The 16788-nt window shown below is 66.2% G+C and carries 16 protein-coding genes, 4 tRNA genes and 1 pseudogene; 12 read left to right on the forward strand and 9 right to left on the reverse strand.

Annotation, left to right across the window (positions count from 1 at the left end; all coding sequences use genetic code 11):
- Positions 1-1288: 1288 nt before the first annotated feature.
- From CEX87_RS02045 to CEX87_RS02065, 5 genes are all read right to left on the reverse strand, one after another.
- The gene (locus tag CEX87_RS02045; RefSeq protein ID WP_094285736.1) at positions 1289-1723 is read right to left on the reverse strand and encodes a hypothetical protein; all 435 of its coding nucleotides are present in this window, start codon (positions 1721-1723) and stop codon (positions 1289-1291) included.
- A gap of 964 nt (positions 1724-2687) precedes the next feature.
- Positions 2688-2762 (reverse strand) — tRNA-Val (locus CEX87_RS02050).
- A 13-nt stretch (positions 2763-2775) separates the two neighbouring features.
- Positions 2776-2846 (reverse strand) — tRNA-Cys (locus tag CEX87_RS02055).
- A 27-nt stretch (positions 2847-2873) separates the two neighbouring features.
- Positions 2874-2946 (reverse strand) — tRNA-Gly (locus tag CEX87_RS02060).
- Between the two features lie 105 nt (positions 2947-3051).
- Positions 3052-3576, reverse strand: coding sequence for a DUF6636 domain-containing protein (locus CEX87_RS02065; RefSeq protein WP_233151222.1), 525 nt, complete (start codon positions 3574-3576; stop codon positions 3052-3054).
- 140 nt (positions 3577-3716) lie between these two features.
- Here CEX87_RS02065 and CEX87_RS02075 point away from each other — a divergent pair.
- Positions 3717-3788: transfer RNA gene (locus tag CEX87_RS02075), tRNA-Val, on the forward strand.
- Between the two features lie 83 nt (positions 3789-3871).
- Entirely contained in the window at positions 3872-4279 is a 408-nt protein-coding gene (locus CEX87_RS02080) for a pyridoxamine 5'-phosphate oxidase family protein (RefSeq protein WP_064395344.1), read from the forward strand.
- 8 nt (positions 4280-4287) lie between these two features.
- Here CEX87_RS02080 and CEX87_RS02085 read toward each other — a convergent pair whose 3' ends face one another.
- Positions 4288-4617, reverse strand: a complete 330-nt coding sequence (locus CEX87_RS02085) for a DUF3618 domain-containing protein (RefSeq protein WP_094285738.1) — start codon at positions 4615-4617, stop codon at positions 4288-4290.
- On the reverse strand, positions 4614-5015 hold the full coding sequence (locus CEX87_RS02090; protein WP_198957136.1) for a phage holin family protein: 402 nt from the start codon (positions 5013-5015) through the stop codon (positions 4614-4616). The genes CEX87_RS02085 and CEX87_RS02090 overlap by 4 nt, the downstream gene beginning before the upstream one ends.
- Before the next feature lie 1069 nt (positions 5016-6084).
- Between CEX87_RS02090 and CEX87_RS02100 the strand changes: the two genes are divergently transcribed.
- On the forward strand, positions 6085-6951 hold the full coding sequence (locus CEX87_RS02100) for a L,D-transpeptidase (protein ID WP_064426004.1): 867 nt from the start codon (positions 6085-6087) through the stop codon (positions 6949-6951).
- Positions 6952-6964: 13 nt separating this feature from the next.
- Here CEX87_RS02100 and CEX87_RS02105 read toward each other — a convergent pair whose 3' ends face one another.
- Both CEX87_RS02105 and CEX87_RS02110 read right to left on the reverse strand, forming a co-directional pair.
- Positions 6965-7660, reverse strand: a complete 696-nt coding sequence (locus CEX87_RS02105; protein WP_064395613.1) for a GAF and ANTAR domain-containing protein — start codon at positions 7658-7660, stop codon at positions 6965-6967.
- Between the two features lie 130 nt (positions 7661-7790).
- Positions 7791-8288: a DUF1990 family protein gene (locus CEX87_RS02110; protein WP_094285746.1), complete on the reverse strand. Its 498-nt coding sequence runs from the start codon at positions 8286-8288 to the stop codon at positions 7791-7793.
- Between the two features lie 38 nt (positions 8289-8326).
- Here CEX87_RS02110 and CEX87_RS02115 point away from each other — a divergent pair, with 38 nt between their 5' ends.
- The 9 genes and pseudogenes from CEX87_RS02115 to CEX87_RS02155 all read left to right on the forward strand — a co-directional run bounded on the left by CEX87_RS02115 (position 8327) and on the right by CEX87_RS02155 (position 16781).
- The gene (locus CEX87_RS02115) at positions 8327-9193 is read left to right on the forward strand and encodes an aldo/keto reductase (protein ID WP_094285748.1); all 867 of its coding nucleotides are present in this window, start codon (positions 8327-8329) and stop codon (positions 9191-9193) included.
- Between the two features lie 21 nt (positions 9194-9214).
- Positions 9215-9832 carry a PaaI family thioesterase gene (locus CEX87_RS02120; RefSeq protein ID WP_064395350.1) on the forward strand — a complete coding sequence of 206 codons (618 nt, stop codon included), beginning with the start codon at positions 9215-9217 and terminating at the stop codon, positions 9830-9832.
- Positions 9829-10248, forward strand: coding sequence for a TIGR02611 family protein (locus CEX87_RS02125; RefSeq protein ID WP_064395351.1), 420 nt, complete (start codon positions 9829-9831; stop codon positions 10246-10248). The genes CEX87_RS02120 and CEX87_RS02125 overlap by 4 nt, the downstream gene beginning before the upstream one ends.
- A gap of 77 nt (positions 10249-10325) precedes the next feature.
- Complete coding sequence (thrS, locus tag CEX87_RS02130) at positions 10326-12380, forward strand: threonine--tRNA ligase (protein ID WP_064395352.1); 2055 nt, start codon at positions 10326-10328, stop codon at positions 12378-12380.
- Positions 12377-12964, forward strand: coding sequence for an ATP adenylyltransferase (locus CEX87_RS02135; protein ID WP_064395353.1), 588 nt, complete (start codon positions 12377-12379; stop codon positions 12962-12964). The genes thrS and CEX87_RS02135 overlap by 4 nt, the downstream gene beginning before the upstream one ends.
- Positions 12961-13638: a phosphatidylinositol phosphate synthase gene (gene pgsA, locus CEX87_RS02140; RefSeq protein ID WP_064395354.1), complete on the forward strand. Its 678-nt coding sequence runs from the start codon at positions 12961-12963 to the stop codon at positions 13636-13638. Before CEX87_RS02135 ends, pgsA begins: the two co-directional genes overlap by 4 nt.
- Entirely contained in the window at positions 13635-14573 is a 939-nt protein-coding gene (locus CEX87_RS02145) for a phosphatidylinositol mannoside acyltransferase (protein WP_082694253.1), read from the forward strand. Before pgsA ends, CEX87_RS02145 begins: the two co-directional genes overlap by 4 nt.
- Positions 14570-15757 carry a glycosyltransferase family 4 protein gene (locus CEX87_RS02150; RefSeq protein ID WP_094285750.1) on the forward strand — a complete coding sequence of 396 codons (1188 nt, stop codon included), beginning with the start codon at positions 14570-14572 and terminating at the stop codon, positions 15755-15757. Before CEX87_RS02145 ends, CEX87_RS02150 begins: the two co-directional genes overlap by 4 nt.
- Positions 15757-16781: pseudogene (locus CEX87_RS02155) on the forward strand (NUDIX hydrolase). The gene CEX87_RS02150 and the pseudogene CEX87_RS02155 overlap by 1 nt, the downstream one beginning before the upstream one ends.
- Positions 16782-16788: the final 7 nt, after the last annotated feature.

Below are 16788 nucleotides of genomic sequence, written 5' to 3' on the forward strand. Positions count from 1 at the left end.
AACCAAGCCTTTGTTCCGGTTCTGTGACAGCTGTTGCGCAAGTTTCGTGCGTGAACGTGCAGTTTTCGCAAATTTCTACGAGTTCGATGAAAGCTGGGCGAACGTGTCTGCGGGGCCTCGCGGACGGTTGACACTCGGCGGCGGATGTGTCAACCACCGATTTCAGCGCTTGCTGGTCGCTTCGTGGGGCGAAGGGTCGTCGAATTCGATTGTGTGCCTCAATAGCATTGCAGTACAACTGATATCAGCGAAATTTGCTTCGAGACTGCCCGCATGAATTGCGGACGCGGGCCTTTAGCCAGCAGCATGGGATGCCACTACCTGTCTTGATCGGCTAATCATGGACCCGAGTGGACGCCAGCGAAATCGAACGGGCGCATGCACATTCAGCAAAAAGAGATACGACGAACTTGCAACTGCCGATGACGTCAATTTCTGTGTAGCATCACGATCTATGGGGGGTAACACGACACGATGGGAGTATCAAATGTCGGGGTTCCTCCGGAAGGTCAGCGTTGCGTCAGCGCTCGGCGTGGTTGCACTGACGGCGACGGGATGCACGCCGATCTTCTCGCTGGTCGCCATCGGCGTCGGATAAGCCACGGTCCGCCGGCGTGGACATGGATCTAGCCGGTTTGCGTCTTCCGAAAACGTAATTCGGCCGCCGACGCCCTCGCACTGACGCGATGGCATCGATGCTGACCGCCCGGCCAGGCCAAGGCTCCGGTTCGGAGCGGAGCGTGCTCCCGGCCGACCGGCGGCACATGACGGCAGTTCCGGTAGTCAGATCTTGGTCGAAGCTGAACCGAATCTGCTTTCGGGCCGCCGTCTGCGTTGCGCACGTGTGCGTTTCGGGGATGCGCCGTAGACCTTGGCACGTCTGCCGCAATGAACCGCGGCTTCAGGCGCTGTCGTCGGTCCCTGCCCAGTGCGGCAGCAGGCCATCGGTGTCGCGACGCCGGTCACGTCAGAACGGCGATGGGGCACATCGCTATTCGGCGATCTGCTAGGAGCCGCAGCCCGTCGGCTTCACGACGACACTCTTCGGGCCGGGCAATCTTGACGAAGACTTCTACCAGGGAACGAGCGCATGGTGAAGAAACTCGCGATAGTCCTAGTGCTGACCTTCATCCCACTGACGACGTCGAGCTGCATCTGTGTTACGGATGGCGTAGCGCCGGTGTGCATTTGAGCTGAGTCGGCGACAGCACCAAGCGGGTCGTCGTGACCCGATGTGGCAGCGGCGCGCCCGAAGATCGAGGTAAAGCTGATATCCGGAAGTCTTCGGTTACTCGGTGTCCGACGAGTCGGCCGAAGGCGCGGGAGCCGTCGCCTCAGTTTCCTCGCCCTCATCTGGGTTGTTGCTTTCCCAGCTTTGCGGCCCGAGCTTGCTGGGGATAGAGGCCCACCCTGACACCAGCTTTCCGGGTGCCTCGGCCCAGCCCTGGACGAGCTTTCCGGGCGCTTCGGCCCATCCTCGGACGAGCTTGCCCGGTGCTTCGGCCCAGCCCTGGACGAGTTCACCGGGTGCCGAGGCCCAGCCCTCGAGAATCTGACCGGGCGCCGCGGCCCAGCCTCCGACGAGCTCGCCAACATAGCTGTTTCCAGTGGTGGTGAAGGCACATGGTGAGCAGCTCACTTGGCCCGGTTCGGCGGACGCCGGCGCGGCTGCGATGAGACCGGTGACGGCCATCCCTCCGGTGACGATGGCGATTTTCTTCATGTGCGGATTCCTTCCTGGCTAATGCTTCTTCATAGGTCAACTGATCGTCGGCAGCGCAGTGGCGGGCTGCAGAAGTGTCTAGTTACGAGGTGGTCGGCCGCCGAAGCAAGTCGGTAGTACCCGGAATTCACTGCACGCATGCCCATCAAGGCTGCCCCTGCGGCAGCCGCCCTTCCGGTGTTGTTGCCGGGACCGGCTTGAGCCGTCGGATTGTCCTCACTCGCAAGGGGTGCCGTTCGAAAGGCTGGCCAGTCGAGCGTGCTATCACTGACCGCGTGGGCGGTGGCCGATCGACTCACCGCGCCATGGCCTGCCATGCTGCGGCCGGGGTCTTCAGGCGGTGTGGAAGGGGATTGGGCTGCATTGGGACCAGTGAGTAATCGCTTCATGCGAGAGCCCCCTGGTGCAGGTTATCGAGTCGGGGGCAAATATATCGCCTGCGTCAGCGAGGCGCATGCCGGAAAGAGAACGGCAGCGCACTGAAACCTGGCGAGGGAGCCTGCGCCGTCGGCATGAAGTAGATGTCCTCGGGTGGCGTGAACGTCCGCAGCTATACCGACAGTGTCACTACGGTCTTGGGTTGGCCTAACCGCAACCGAAGGGCGCCGTGCAGAAGGTTCCTGGAGGGAATGTAATGCACCCCGACAGCACCAGTGTGAGCCCGGCGAGGAGCAACGTCACTGCCATTTTCGTCCAAATCAACATGTGATCAGGGTGGACCGCTCGCCAGCTCGGGGAAACAGGGTTTCCCCTGGCGTTCCCGCTGCAGCGATACGACCGATGGAGATGTCCGTGCTCGTACCGTCCGCCGGCCTACACTCTGTCGTCTCCGCGCGGTCCTAGCAGCTGCAGTGCGCGGAGGGGCCAGCGAAGTTGCTCGTCCCAGATGGCGCCGCTCAGTCGCACGGAAGTGAGGCGAAAGCGGCGAAGACCCGGGAAAATCGGGCCTGACCTGTACAAACTCTGGTGCGCGATACTGGGATTGAACCAGTGACCTCTTCCGTGTCAGGGAAGCGCTCTCCCGCTGAGCTAATCGCGCCGAACCTTCGTAGAGGTGGAGACGGGAATCGAACCCGTGTGCACGGCTTTGCAGGCCGTTGCCTCACCACTCGGCCACTCCACCGCTGGGGTTGATGCCACTGCACCTTCGAGCGGATGACGGGATTCGAACCCGCGACCCTCACCTTGGCAAGGTGATGCGCTACCAACTGCGCTACATCCGCGCGCCACGAACGACTCGTCGCCCGTCGCGAAGGACGACGATAGTCCACCAAAGTGTAGCTGCACAAATCCCGACGTTCGCCGGTGCGTCTCTGCCCGTTCACATCTCAAAACAGCTGGTACGACTGGCGTGAAACGAAGAATCCGCGCCCGGAACCGTCGTCGCGGCATGTGACCCCCGCCTCGGCACTCTCGCATTGCAGCGCGCCCGCGCGGATCGCTTCGCCGTACGCAAGTTCCTCGTCGGCGCCGAACGCCGTGTCGCCCGCGCAGACGAACTCGGGCCGCTCACCACGCGCCAGTGAGATGCCCTGGCCGTAGTCGAACTCGCAGTCGGCAGGCCGCGGCGGGGGAGACCACTGCCGGTCGATAATGTCGCAGCGAACAAAATCGGTGTCGATCATGCAGCCGACGTTCCCCGACGGCGAGATGAAGCCGGTCAACTCGGTGACCTCGCGCACCGGCGCAAGCGAAGGCGTCGACGACGAAGCCCCAGGCTTGGCCACCACCTTGTTCTGGTTCGGGCTTGGCGCCGGCGCCACTTCGGCGGGTGGTGATTCGCCGCAGCCGGCGACCACCGTCAGCACCGCACCGCAGGTGACCAACAAGACCCAACTCCGCATATCGGCCATCGCGTGACCGTAGCCCGACATGCCGCTTCGACCGCCTGAAATGAGGAAGCCGGCGCCGTGGATACCTGTCGGGCGGATTCGGGACGCGGCCCTCGATCGTGCTAGTCTTCGACGTCGTTCGGCCATTCGGTCGACTCTCCGGTCTCGTAGCTCAGTGGGAGAGCGTCCGCCTCACACGCGGAAGGTCGCTGGTTCGAACCCAGCCGGGACCACCCCTTCACTAGCGCGCGTTGCGCCCCGTCTCCCTAGACTCAACTCATGCCCCTGGTGATCACTTCGCGGTTCGCAGGTCGTCATGTCTGAAGAGAAACCGCCCGGCGAGATCCTTCCGGAAAGCGAATGCTGGAACCTGTTGGGCAGTGTGTCGTTGGGGCGCCTGGTCACCAGCGCTGATGGGATTCCCGAGATCTTTCCGGTGAACTTCGTCGTCCAGCGCAAGACGCTCCTGTTTCGCACCGCGCAGGGCACCAAGCTGGTGAGCACAGCGGTCAATCGCGACGTGCTCTTCGAAGCCGACGATCACAACGTCGGCGAAGGATGGAGCGTCATCGTGCGGGGCGTCGCGCGGACCGTGCACGACGACGACGACCGTGCGGAGGCCGAGCGGGCGCAATTACTGCCCTGGACCGCGCACGCCAAGGACCACTACATCCGCGTGCTTCCGCGACGCGTCACTGGCCGTCGCTTCCGCTTCGGTTCGTAGCGGCCGGCCTAGCGCCTGCGTCGCCACACGATGATCCCGACAACGGCGAGCACGGCGACGATCGCTGCGATCGGCACCGTCTGCTTCGGATTGTCGGTGGCGGTATGCCGGAGCGTGTCCGCCTTCTCGACGACGCGTTCCTTGGTCTCGACCGCCTTGTCCTTGGCGTTCTCCTTGGTCTCGTCGACCTTCTCCTTGGCGCGCGTCTTCACATCCAACTTGGCCTGCAGCGCCTCGACCGTCTCGCCGAGCTCCTGGCGGGTCTGCTCGATGTCGGCCTCGATGTCGTCGACGCCCGCGTCCGGTCCGGGCTCGGGGCGTGGATTCGGTGCGCTCATGACCGGGCGTCCTTCAGTTCTTGGATGTCTGCTTTCACCGTCTCGACGGTCTTCGGCGCCGCCGGTGTGACCTCCCGAGCCTGGCCGCGTCCCACCAGAGCCGCGATGCCCGCGATCACGAACAGCACTGCCGCGACGATCAGCGCCGCGGCCCAAACCGGCAACACGAGAGACAACGCCGCCACCCCCGCCGCGATCAACGTCGCCCCGCCGAAAAAGGCCAGCAGGCCCGCCACGCTGAACAAGCCCGCGCCGATCCCGGCATGCCGGGCCGATTCCTGAAATTCCTTCTGCGCCAACCGCATTTCGTCACGGATCAACCGCGATGTCTGCGTCGACAACTGGCTCATCAACTCGCCGACCGACGCGTCGGCGCCAGGTCTGGATTCCACCGTCATCACATACCAACCTCTGACTTGTCTTGACGTGTCGCGACAGTGATGCCCGTGGTCAACACGCCCGAAACACCGATGCCCCTTTGAATGCATTCGCTGACCGTTATCTGAGCGACGACGGGAGGCGCGGCAGAACCGCAGGTGAGACCGGAGATCGAGGCCGCGGCCGATCTCAAATGCGGCTCTACCATGCCGAAGCGGTCACCATTTGGAAACGGCGCGGTGCGGCGTGGCGCGTCCTTGACAACCGCCTGCTGATATTAACGCGGTCGTATGGACGCGACCTCGGTACGGCATGCAAGGTGTGCTGCCTCGGTTGAACGAAAGTGTGAGCGTGAGTGGAGGGATCAACGTCGATGACGACCTTTAGAGGAGTCAACATCGCGGCAGCTGTGGGGGCTGGACTCATAGGTGCGGCCATTGGGGTGGCCCCCGCACTGAGCCCGACTGCCTTGGCCGGGGGATATGAATGTGTCCCATCGAAGGGCGGCGCACCTGCCGGCGCACCCGGGGCGCCCGTATGTGCTCCGCTGACAGATATGGCCGGCGTGCCGATGGCACTTCCCGGCCCGCCTCCTATCGCGCCGCCTTTGGTGCCTCCCGTCGTGCCTCCGCCCCTGGTGCCGCCTCTGGTACCGCCGCCGCTGGTGCCACCGCTTGTGCCCCCGCCACTGGTTCCGCCGGTGGCCGGAGCTCCGATCGTGGGCGGCGCTCCCGCAGTGGTCGGCGCTCCGCTCACGGAGATGGGTGGACTGGCCGGAAAGGGCAAGGGAGACCCATCCCGTCCGCCGGCGCCCGGAGCGCCCGTCCCGGGTCAGCCCACTCCGCCAGGGCCGGTGACCTGACGACCCACCGAGGATAGTCCCTCCGGTTTGGCCCGGCGGCGAGCAAGTCTCGCTGCCGGGCCAAATTCATTGGCGGCCAATAAATCTGACGTGGTTTCCGCCGGTAGACCGCTGTGGCCGAACCGTGACGGAGACTTAATCGAATTGCCTATGCGCTCTTGGTCTTAAAGCGCTCCGGCTGCCCTACCATTATTGACATCGTTGTAATTTCAAGGGAGGCACCAAGATTGCGTGCTGTACTTCGGTGTGTTCTCGCCGCCGTTGTCGTCGCTACCAGTGTGGTCGTTGGGCCGGCCGGCGAAGGTGCGGCGGCCGCTAGCCAGGCGGTGAGAAGTGCCATCGCCTCCATATTGCCTGCCGAGGGGCAGGTCGTGGGGATCGCACATCCCGTGATCGTGACGTTCAAGCACTCCGTCGTCGACAGGGATGCGGCCGAGCGGTTGCTCGACATCACCTCGACGCCCCCGATGACGGGCACGTTCGAGTGGCTCGACGCCAAGACCGTCCATTGGGCGCCCGACGAATTCTGGCCCGCCCACAGCACAATTGCGCTGTCTGTCGGCGGCTTCAAGACGAACATCGCCACCGGCGCCGCAGTTGTCGGCGTTGCCAATATCGCCGACCACACCTTCACGGTCACGGTCGACGGGGTTCCACCCGACAAACTGCCTTCGCCGCACCACCGGCCCTTCTTCGGTGAGCCCGGGGTCTTTCCGGCCTCGATGGGAAGGCCCGAATACCCGACGCCGGTGGGGACGTTCCCCGTGTTGGCCAAGGAACGCGAAGTGAAGATGGATTCGAGCAGCGTCGGCATCCCCGTGACCGCGGACGACGGCTACCTGCTCGACGTGGAATGGGCTGTACGGCTCACCAGACGTGGTATCTTCGTGCATTCGGCACCGTGGGCGATCAACTCGCTGGGCCACGAGAACGTCAGCCACGGATGCATCAGCCTCAGTCCTGCAGACGCCGAGTGGTACTTCGACCACGTCAAGGTCGGAGACCCGGTTCTGGTGCAGGAGAACAACATTGAGGTGCCGCGGCCGCGGGTGGAACCGGCGAATCCTGAGGTTCCCCGGGTGATCGCACGGTAACGGGACTTCGCGTTCAAGGACGCGACTTGTCCACGATCTCCTTGGCGATCTTGAGCAGCGGCACATTGGAGTCCTGCGACAGCTTGCGGAGCAGATCGAAGGCCTGCACGGCGTCGACGCCGTAGCGTTCCATCATCATGCCCTTGGCCTGTCCGATGGTGTCGCGGCTGGCCAGGGCCTGCCTGAACTGTTCGTCGCGGCGCGCGGCGTTCCAGGCCACCGACGAATGCGCGGCGAACACCAGTCCCAGGCTCCTGGAGTCCTCGCCGAAGGCGTCGGGTTCCTCGGAATAGACGTTGAGCGCGCCCATTGTCTCGCCCTCGATGAACAACTGGAACGCCATGATCGAGCGAATTGGCGTCTCCGCCAGGGCATCCCGGCGATAGAGCGGGAAACGGTCGTCGGTGTGGAGATCGGCGACATAGACGACCTTCTTGTCCCACGCCGCGGTCAGGCACGGACCCTCCTGGTGGCGCTGCTGAATCTTGTCCAACAGCATCGGGTACATGTGCGTGGCCGCAGGCGTCTCGACGCTCTTGGGCTTGCGGGTGATCGTGATACCGGCGTACCGGGCCCCGGGGATCTCGACGGCCGCATGTTCGGCCAACTCTGCGATCACGGTGTCTGCATCGGGTCGGCTGTAGAGCCCGCGCACCAGTTCGGCGATGCGCAGGTGCGCATCTTCGCGTTCGTCGGGTCTGTTCGCCATCACCATTCGGAGTCCTTCACCGTCGTCCAGATTACGCGGGCAAGTTCAAGATCGACCTGCCGACAGCTCGTAATTATCGGTGACGAAAGCCGCCGCCAGTGCATTTTCATCGGCACCGCGGATCCGCGCGCTACAGCGCCCTGAGATACCGGTCGGTGACCACGCGCTGGACCAGCGACGTCACGGGCGACCCGAGGCGACTCCACCAGGTCGCATGCCGGGAGAACGCCGTCACCACGGCCGAGACTTCGTCGGAAGCCGGGTCGTAGCGGACCAGGAACAGCTCTTCGCCCGACTCCGCGTGACCGGGCAAGGTGCCGTAAGCGAATCCGCGGGCGTGGCGGTCGTCGACCACGTAGACGACGCGACACGGGGCCGCGACCGGGCCGAGGTGCACGAGGACCTCCGAGCCGACCTCGGCGACCTCCGTCGTCGCCTCGACTCGCACCCCTGCGCCGCGCAGCATGCCCCAGCGCATGCCGGCCGCCGCGGCTTCGTCGAAGCGGTCGCGGCCGTGGCCGATGACCGCCGTCTTGTGCACGTGGTGGTAACCGGGCGGCAGTGTGCCGGCAGTGGCACCCACCTCGGGATACGTCAGCGGGAGCGCGGCGAGATCGCTGAGCCTCACCCGCGCTACCTTGCCATCGTCGGCGTACGGTCGGTGACATGACCACTCCCGTCGCACAGGCGTCCGGCACTTTCACCATCGGCGACCTGACGGTCAACCGTCTCGGCTTCGGCGCGATGCGGCTGACCGGCAAGGGAGTCTGGGGTCCTCCCCAGGACCGCGACGAGTGTCTGCGGGTCCTGCGACGCGCCGTCGACCTCGGGGTCAACTTCATCGACACCGCCAACTCGTACGGCCCCTACGTCTCCGAGGAGCTGATCCGCGAGGCGCTGCATCCCTACGACGGTGTCGTCGTCGCGACCAAGGCCGGGCTGCTGCGCACCGGGCCAGACGTGTGGCCGGTGCTCGGCTACCCGGAGTACCTGCGCCAGGAGTGCGAGATGAGCCTGCGCCGCCTCGGCGTCGAGACCATCGACCTGTTCCAGCTGCACCGCATCGACACCAAGTTCCCCGCCGAGGACCAGGTCGGCGAACTGCTTAGGCTGCAGCAGGAGGGCAAGATCCGCCATATCGGCCTGTCCGAGGTCACCGTCGACCAGCTCGAGGCCGCGCAGACGGTGGCCCCGATCGTCACCGTGCAGAACATGTACAACCTCAGCGTGCGCTCCGCCGAACCGGTGCTCGATGCGTGCGAACCCCGCGACATCGGGTTCATCCCGTGGTTTCCGCTGGCCGCCGGGCCGTTGGCCGCGCCCGACGGGCCACTGCAGCGCATCGCCGCCGATCATCACGCCACGGCCTCGCAGTTGGCGCTGGCGTGGCTGCTCAAACGCTCGCCGGTGATGCTGCCGATCCCCGGCACCTCCAAGGTGCCCCATCTGGAGGAGAACGTCGCCGCCGCCGAGATCGAGTTGTCCGACGACGAGTTCGAGACATTGAGCAAAGCCGGAGCCGCCGGCGACTGAGCGAGGCAATACGGTGGACGGGTGAGCTCTGAGCGGCCGCCCGGTGGTGGCTTCAACCCGCCGGTGGCCACCGATAGCGGTGGACCCGACTACGGGCGTTTCATCGAAGCGGTCCGCACGTTGCAGGATCATGCCCGCGCAGCCGATGCCCCCGACGATGTGATCAGCGAAGCCGCCGACCAGATCGAGAAGGTCTCGCAGCTGCTCGCCCCCTACTACGCCGACGAATGGTCTTCGCCCTCTGGCCGACGGCTGGACCTGCCCAACCGCGGCAACGTGTTGTCGATCCCGCTCGACGTGCACGTCATCGACGATCAGCGCATCGAAGGCACCGCCGAGTTCCGCCGCTTCCACCTCGGCCGCAACGGTGCGGCGCACGGTGGCAGCGTCGCGCAGCTGTTCGACGCACTGCTGGGTTTCACCGCGTTCAAGCTCAGCGGCAGTCGGGCCCAGCGCACGGCATTCCTGCACGTCGACTACCGGCACATCGCGCACGTCGAGAAGCAGTTCCAGGTGCAGGCGGGGATCGACCGGATCGAGGGCCGCAAGATCTTCGTCTCGGGGCGATTGCTCGACGGCGACACCGTGCTGGCCGAGGCACAGGCGTTGTTCGTCAAACTCAAACCGGGTCAGCCGTGAACGCCGCAGACGTGAAGCGGCGCCTCGGGCGGTGGCGCGACCGGGTCCGGGATCGACGCTCGATCAACTTCGCGTACCGCATCGGGGTGGGCGTCGTCGGTGCCGTGGTCCTGGGGCTGGGCATCCTGGCCATCCCGTACCCGGGCCCGGGTTGGGCAATCGTGTTCGTCGGCCTCGGCATCTTGGCCACCGAGTTCGAGTGGGCGCGACGGCTGCTGGGCTACGCCAAGGAGCGCTACGACAAGGCGATGGACTGGTTTCATCGTCAACACAGCATCGTGCAGATCCTCGGTGGGGTGTTCACCGCGCTGGTGGTGTTCGCCACGCTGTGGCTGTTGGGCGCGGTCCAGTTCTTCGGCGACCTCGTCGGGCTGGAGCACAAGCTGCTTCAGAGCCCTCTGGGCATCGGGTCCTGACGGGGCCGATCGCAGGTGGGCACCGATAGCATGGTCGCGTCCTCGAGTCTGTTGACAATGAAACTGGAGAGTCACCGATGAGCGCCGCCACCAACCGCACCCCAGCAGCCCTGATCCGGGTCGCTGCCGGGACGACTGCGGGGGAGGCGGTGCGCGGGGCGGGCCTGCCGAGCCGGGGCGCATCCGACGCGATCGTCGTCGTCCGCGACGCCGAGGGCCGGCTGCGCGACCTGTCGTGGGCGCCCGACACCGACGTCGAGGTGACTCCCGTGGCCGCCGACACCGACGACGGACGCAGCGTGCTCCGGCACTCCACCGCGCACGTGCTCGCACAGGCCGTGCAGGACCTCTTCCCGCAGGCCAAGCTCGGCATCGGTCCGCCGATCGCAGACGGGTTCTACTACGACTTCGACGTCGAGCGCGCGTTCACGCCCGAAGACCTCGCTGCGCTGGAGAAGCGCATGCGCCAGATCGTCAAGGAAGGCCAGCTGTTCTCCCGGCGCGTCTACGAGTCGAAAGACCAAGCGCGCGAAGAACTCGCCAACGAGCCCTACAAGCTCGAGCTGGTGGACGACAAGTCCGGCGACCCCGACGTGATGGAGGTCGGAGGCGACGAGCTGACCGCCTACGACAACCTCAATCCCCGTACCCGCGATCGTGTTTGGGGCGATCTGTGCCGCGGTCCGCATATCCCGACGACGAAGTACATCCCGGCGTTCAAGCTCACCCGCAGCTCGGCGGCCTACTGGCGCGGTAACCAGAACAACGCCAGCCTGCAACGGATCTACGGCACCGCCTGGGAGTCGCAAGAAGCGCTCGACAAGCACCTCGAGCTCATCGAGGAGGCGCAACGCCGCGACCATCGCAAGCTCGGCGCCGAGCTCGACCTGTTCAGCTTCCCCGACGAAATCGGTTCGGGGCTGGCGGTTTTCCACCCCAAGGGTGGGATCATCCGGCGCGAGCTCGAGGACTACTCGCGGCGCAAGCACATCGAGGCCGGCTACCAGTTCGTCAACACCCCGCACATCACCAAGGCCGAGCTGTTCAAGATCTCCGGACACCTCGATTGGTATGCCGACGGCATGTTCCCGCCGATGCACCTCGACGCGGAACTCGACCCGGACGGCACGGTGCGCAAGCCCGGCCAGGACTACTACCTCAAGCCGATGAACTGCCCCATGCACTGCCTGATCTTCCGGTCGCGTGGGCGTTCGTACCGCGAACTTCCGTTGCGGCTCTTCGAATTCGGCACCGTGTACCGCTACGAGCTCTCCGGCGTCATACACGGGTTGACGCGGGTGCGCGGGCTGACGATGGACGACTCGCACATCTACTGCACCCGCGAACAGATGCGCGACGAGCTGACCTCGCTGCTGCGCTTCATCCTCGACCTACTCGCCGACTACGGCCTGACCGACTTCTATCTCGAGCTGTCGACGAAGGACCCCGAGAAGTTCGTCGGCTCCGACGAACTGTGGGAGGAGGCCACCAACGTGCTGGCCGAAGTCGGCGCCGCCTCGGGGCTCGACCTCGTGCCCGATCCCGGCGGCGCGGCCTTCTACGGTCCGAAGATCTCGGTGCAGGTCAAAGACGCGCTCGGCCGCAGCTGGCAGATGTCGACCATTCAGCTGGACTTCAACTTCCCGGAGCGCTTCGAGCTGGAGTACACCGCCGCAGACGGATCGCGACAGCGGCCCGTGATGATCCACCGCGCGCTGTTCGGCTCGATCGAGCGGTTCTTCGGCATCCTCACCGAGCACTACGCAGGAGCCTTCCCGGCCTGGCTGGCGCCCGTGCAGGTGGTTGGCATCCCCGTCGCCGACGACCACGTTCCCTACCTGAACGGCCTTGCGACGCAACTGAAGATGAAAGGTGTCCGGGCTGAGGTGGACGCCAGCGACGACCGGATGGCCAAGAAGATCGTCAACCACACCAACCAGAAGGTGCCGTTCATGTTGGTGGCGGGGGACCGCGACGTCGAAGCCGACGCCGTCAGCTTCCGCTTCGGTGACCGCACCCAGATCAACGGCGTACCGCGCGACAAGGCCGTCGCCGCGATCACCGACTGGATCGCCAGCCGTCGAAACGCCGCTCCCACAGCCGAACTGCTCGAGGCGGGTACAGCCAAGTGAGCGCCGAAGAGCAAGCCGACAGCGGCATCGACGAGCACACGGTGGTCGACCGCGGCGCCGGCGACCCCGACCATCTGCAGCGGCTCTGGACGCCGCACCGGATGAGCTACATCGCCGAAGCGCCCATGAAGGGCGGGTCGGCGGGTTCGGGCAAGTCCCGCCAGCCGTTCACCGACATCCCCACGATGCCCGACGAGGAGGGACTGGTCGTCGCGCGCGGCGAGTCCGTCTACATCGTGCTCAACCTCTACCCGTACAACCCGGGGCACTCGATGGTGGTGCCCTATCGAAGGGTGTCGGAGTTGGAGGACCTCAATCCCGACGAGAGCTTCGAGCTGATCTCGTTCACGCAGAAGCTGATTCGCGTGATCAAGTCGGTCTCTCACCCGCACGGTTTCAATGTCGGGCTCAACCTGGGTCAGTCCGCTGGCGGCTCGCTGGCCGATCATCTGCACATGCACGTGGTGCCGCGTTGGAGCGGCGACGCGAACTTCATCACGATCATCGGCGGCTCGAAAGCGGTGCCGCAGTTGCTGCGTGAGACCCGTGAACTGCTGGCCACCGAATGGGCGAGACAGCAGTGAGCAACTTCTACCTGATGACCCGCGCGGCGTACGAGAAGATCAGCACGCCGATTGCCAAGGGTGCGCTGCGCGCGGGGTTCACCCCGGACAGCATCACGATCCTGGGCACCGCGGGGTCGGTGCTGGGGGCGTTGACGCTGTACCCGATCGGTCATCTGTGGTGGGGCTCGTTCGTCGTGTGGCTCTTCGTGCTTGCCGACATGCTCGACGGTGCGATGGCCCGCCAACGCGGCGGAGGCACCCGATTCGGGGCGGTGCTGGACGCCACCTGCGACCGCATCAGCGACGGCGCCATCTTCTGCGGGCTGCTGTGGTGGGCGGCGTTCGGGCTGCAGAGCGCATCACTGGTGGTCGCGACGGCTATCTGCCTGGTGACCTCGCAGGTCATCTCCTACATCAAGGCAAGGGCCGAAGCCAGCGGACTGTCGGGGGAGGGCGGTCTGATCGAACGTCCGGAGCGGCTGATCATCGTGCTGCTGGGCGCGGGACTGTCGGGTCTGTTCGGGGTGGTGTGGCTGCTGCACATCGCGATGTGGGTGCTCGCGGTGACCAGCCTGGTGACGCTGGGTCAGCGTGTGCACAGCGTGCGGACCTCACCGGGAGCGATGGACCGGATCGCGAAGCCCGACGCCACCGACGCGGGCGGGGACGAACCGGAGGCGGACGAGCCGTGACCACCAGCCCCTCGGGACCGTCGGCCATTGCCAACCCGCTGGGTGGCCGGTTGGCGGACTGGGGGTACGCGGCGGGCTGGCGGATGGTGCGCGCGATGCCGGAATTCGTCGCGCGCAACACGTTTGATGCCGGTGCTCACTTCGCGGCGCGCGGCGGTGGGCCCGAACAGCTGCGAAAGAATTTGGCCCGTGTCGTCGGTGTACCACCCGAGCAGGTGCCCGACGGCCTGATTCGTGCTTCGCTTGCCTCTTACGCCCGATACTGGCGGGAGGCTTTCCGGTTGCCGACGATGGACCACGAGGCGATCGCCCGCGAACTGGTCGTCGACGACGTCGACCTGCTGTGGGCCGCGTTGGACGCCGGCCGCGGCGCGGTCCTGTCCTTACCGCACAGCGGCAACTGGGACATGGCAGGGGTCTGGCTGGCCCAGAACTACGGCACGTTCACCACGGTGGCCGAACGCCTCAAGCCCGAGTCGCTGTACAACCGCTTCGTCGCGTACCGCGAGGGTTTGGGATTCGAAGTCGTCCCGCTGACCGGCGGTGACCGGCCGCCGTTCGAGGTGCTTGCCGAGCGGTTACGCGACAACCGGCCGGTATGTCTGATGGCCGACCGTGACCTCAGCCGCAGCGGGGTCGAGGTCGATTTCTTCGGCGAACCCACGCGCATGCCCGCGGGCTCGGCCAAACTCGCCATCGAGACCGGGGCGGCGCTGTTTCCGGTGCACTGCTGGTTCGAAGGCGATGGGTGGGGCATGCGGGTATTTCCCGAGATCGACACGTCATCGGGCGACGTCACCGTCATCACCCAGGCGTTGGCTGACCGGTTCGCCCGCAACATCGCCGCCCACCCGGCCGACTGGCACATGATGCAACCGCAGTGGCTGGCCGACCTGTCGGCGGAGCGACGCGCGAGGCTGGAGGCCACCCCGTGAGGATCGGCATGGTCTGCCCGTACTCATTCGATGTGCCGGGTGGAGTGCAGTCGCACGTGTTGCAGCTGGCGGAGGTGATGCACGGGCTGGGCCACCACGTCAGCGTCCTGGCCCCCTCGTCGCCGGGCGCGCAGTTGCCCGATTACGTCGTCTCCGGCGGCAGGGCCGTGCCGATTCCGTACAACGGATCGGTGGCGCGCCTCCGGTTCGGGCCGGCCACACACCGCCTGGTCAAGCGGTGGCTGGCCGACGGCGACTTCGACGTGCTGCACCTGCACGAGCCCAACGCGCCCAGCCTGTCGATGCTCGCCCTCAACATCGCCGAGGGCCCGATCATCGCGACGTTCCACACGTCGACCACAAAGTCGTTGACGCTGACCGTTTTCGAGCCGATCCTGCGGCCGATGCACGAGAAGATCGTCGGGCGCATCGCGGTTTCGGACCTGGCCCGTCGCTGGCAGATGGAGGCGTTGGGCAGCGATGCCGTCGTCATCCCCAACGGGGTGGACGTGGCGGCGTTCGCGTCCGCGCCGCTGCTCGACGGCTATCCCCGCCCGGGGGGGTCGGTGCTGTTTCTGGGCCGCTTCGACGAACCGCGCAAGGGCATGGCCGTGCTGCTGCGCGCGCTGCCCACGTTGGTCGAACGGTTCCCGGATGTCGAGATCCTCGTCGTCGGTCGCGGTGACGAGGATGAATTGCGTGACGATGCCGGCGACCTCGCCTCGCATCTGCGCTTTCTCGGTCAGGTCGACGATGCCGTCAAGGCGTCGGCGATGCGCAGCGCCGACGTGTACTGCGCCCCCCACACCGGCGGCGAGAGCTTCGGCATCGTGCTCGTCGAGGCGATGGCCGCAGGCACCGTGGTGGTCGCCAGCGACCTGGACGCGTTTCGGCAGGTGCTCGACGATGGGAGGGCCGGCCGCCTCGTCCCGGTCGACGACGCGGCGGCGCTGGCCGAAGGGTTGATCGAGGTGCTCGCCGACGATGCGGTGCGCGAACGCTACGTCACCGCCGCGACCCACGCGGTCCGGCCCTACGACTGGTCGGTGGTGGCCCGACAGATCATGCGGGTGTACGAGACCGTCTCCGGGTCGGGCACCACGGTGACGGTCTCCGGCGGAGACAGCTCAGCCAAGGCCACGGCGACGGCGAGGACCAGGAAGGCGACCGGAGGCGTCCGGTGATCACCTGGATCGTCGTGATCGCGCTGGCGGTACTGGCCGTGGTCATCCTGGCGGTCGGCGCGTGGGCGCTGCAGACCGCCAACCGGCTCGACCGGCTGCATGTGCGATACGACCTGTCCTGGCAGGCGCTCGACGGAGCACTGGCCCGCCGCGCCGTCGTCGCCCGCGCCGTCGCGGTCGATGCCTACGGTGACGGGCCGGAAGCCACACGGCTGGCCGTGCTGGCCGACGCCGCCGAACGGGCACCGAAATCTGCCCGCGAGGGCGCCGAGAACGACCTGTCCGCGGCGCTGGCCCAGGTGGATCCGGGGTCCGTGCCGCAGGCTCTTGTCGCCGAACTGGCCGACGCCGAAGCGCGGGTGGTGCTGGCCAGGCGATTCCACAACGACGCGGTGCGCGACACGCTCGCCCTGCGCGAACGGCCGGTGGTGCGCATGTTGCGGCTCGGTGGAACCGCCGCGCTGCCAACATATTTCGAGATCGTCGAGCGGCCCGAGACGGTACCGGAGGGCGGTCGGAGGTGAGCTGGCGCACGTCGGCGCGGGTGATTCTGCTCGACGAGGCCGGGGCTGTGCTGCTGTTTTGCGGCTCGGACCCGGCGCTGGCTGACGCGCCGCGATGGTGGTTCACCGTCGGTGGTGCCGTCGAGGCGGGGGAGGAGCTTGCGGCCGCCGCCGCGCGGGAGGTCGGCGAGGAGACCGGTCTGCGGGTGGCTGCCGCCGACCTGGTCGGGCCGCTGTGGAGGCGTCAGGCCGTCTTCGAGTTCGACGGTTCGGTGATTCGCAGCCAGGAGTTGTTCTTCGTTTACCGCACAACGCGATTCGAGCCGACGATGGGCGGTCACACAGCGCTGGAGCGGCGCACGATTCATGGCTACCGCTGGTGTGATGGGACGGTGATTCACGAGCCGGTCGCCCGTGGCGAGACCGTCTACCCGCTGCAACTCGGCGAACTGCTCGACCGGGCCGCCGTTCTGGCCGACGGGCCGACCCGCCCCGCCGGGCCGACGGTGCAGATTCGCTGACGAGTCG

The organism is Mycobacterium lehmannii (genome assembly GCF_002245535.1).
GTDB lineage: Bacteria > Actinomycetota > Actinomycetes > Mycobacteriales > Mycobacteriaceae > Mycobacterium > Mycobacterium lehmannii.

What these genes read in the sequence shown, in the direction of transcription:
- CEX87_RS02045 (WP_094285736.1), bottom strand. Translation starts at nt 1,723, where the DNA reads ATGAAGAAAATCGCCATCGTCACCGGAGGGATGGCCGTCACCGGTCTC.
- CEX87_RS02065 (WP_233151222.1), bottom strand. Translation starts at nt 3,576, where the DNA reads ATGGCCGATATGCGGAGTTGGGTCTTGTTGGTCACCTGCGGTGCGGTG.
- CEX87_RS02080 (WP_064395344.1), top strand. Translation starts at nt 3,872, where the DNA reads ATGTCTGAAGAGAAACCGCCCGGCGAGATCCTTCCGGAAAGCGAATGC.
- CEX87_RS02085 (WP_094285738.1), bottom strand. Translation starts at nt 4,617, where the DNA reads ATGAGCGCACCGAATCCACGCCCCGAGCCCGGACCGGACGCGGGCGTC.
- CEX87_RS02090 (WP_198957136.1), bottom strand. Translation starts at nt 5,015, where the DNA reads ATGACGGTGGAATCCAGACCTGGCGCCGACGCGTCGGTCGGCGAGTTG.
- CEX87_RS02105 (WP_064395613.1), bottom strand. Translation starts at nt 7,660, where the DNA reads ATGGCGAACAGACCCGACGAACGCGAAGATGCGCACCTGCGCATCGCC.
- CEX87_RS02115 (WP_094285748.1), top strand. Translation starts at nt 8,327, where the DNA reads ATGACCACTCCCGTCGCACAGGCGTCCGGCACTTTCACCATCGGCGAC.
- thrS (WP_064395352.1), top strand. Translation starts at nt 10,326, where the DNA reads ATGAGCGCCGCCACCAACCGCACCCCAGCAGCCCTGATCCGGGTCGCT.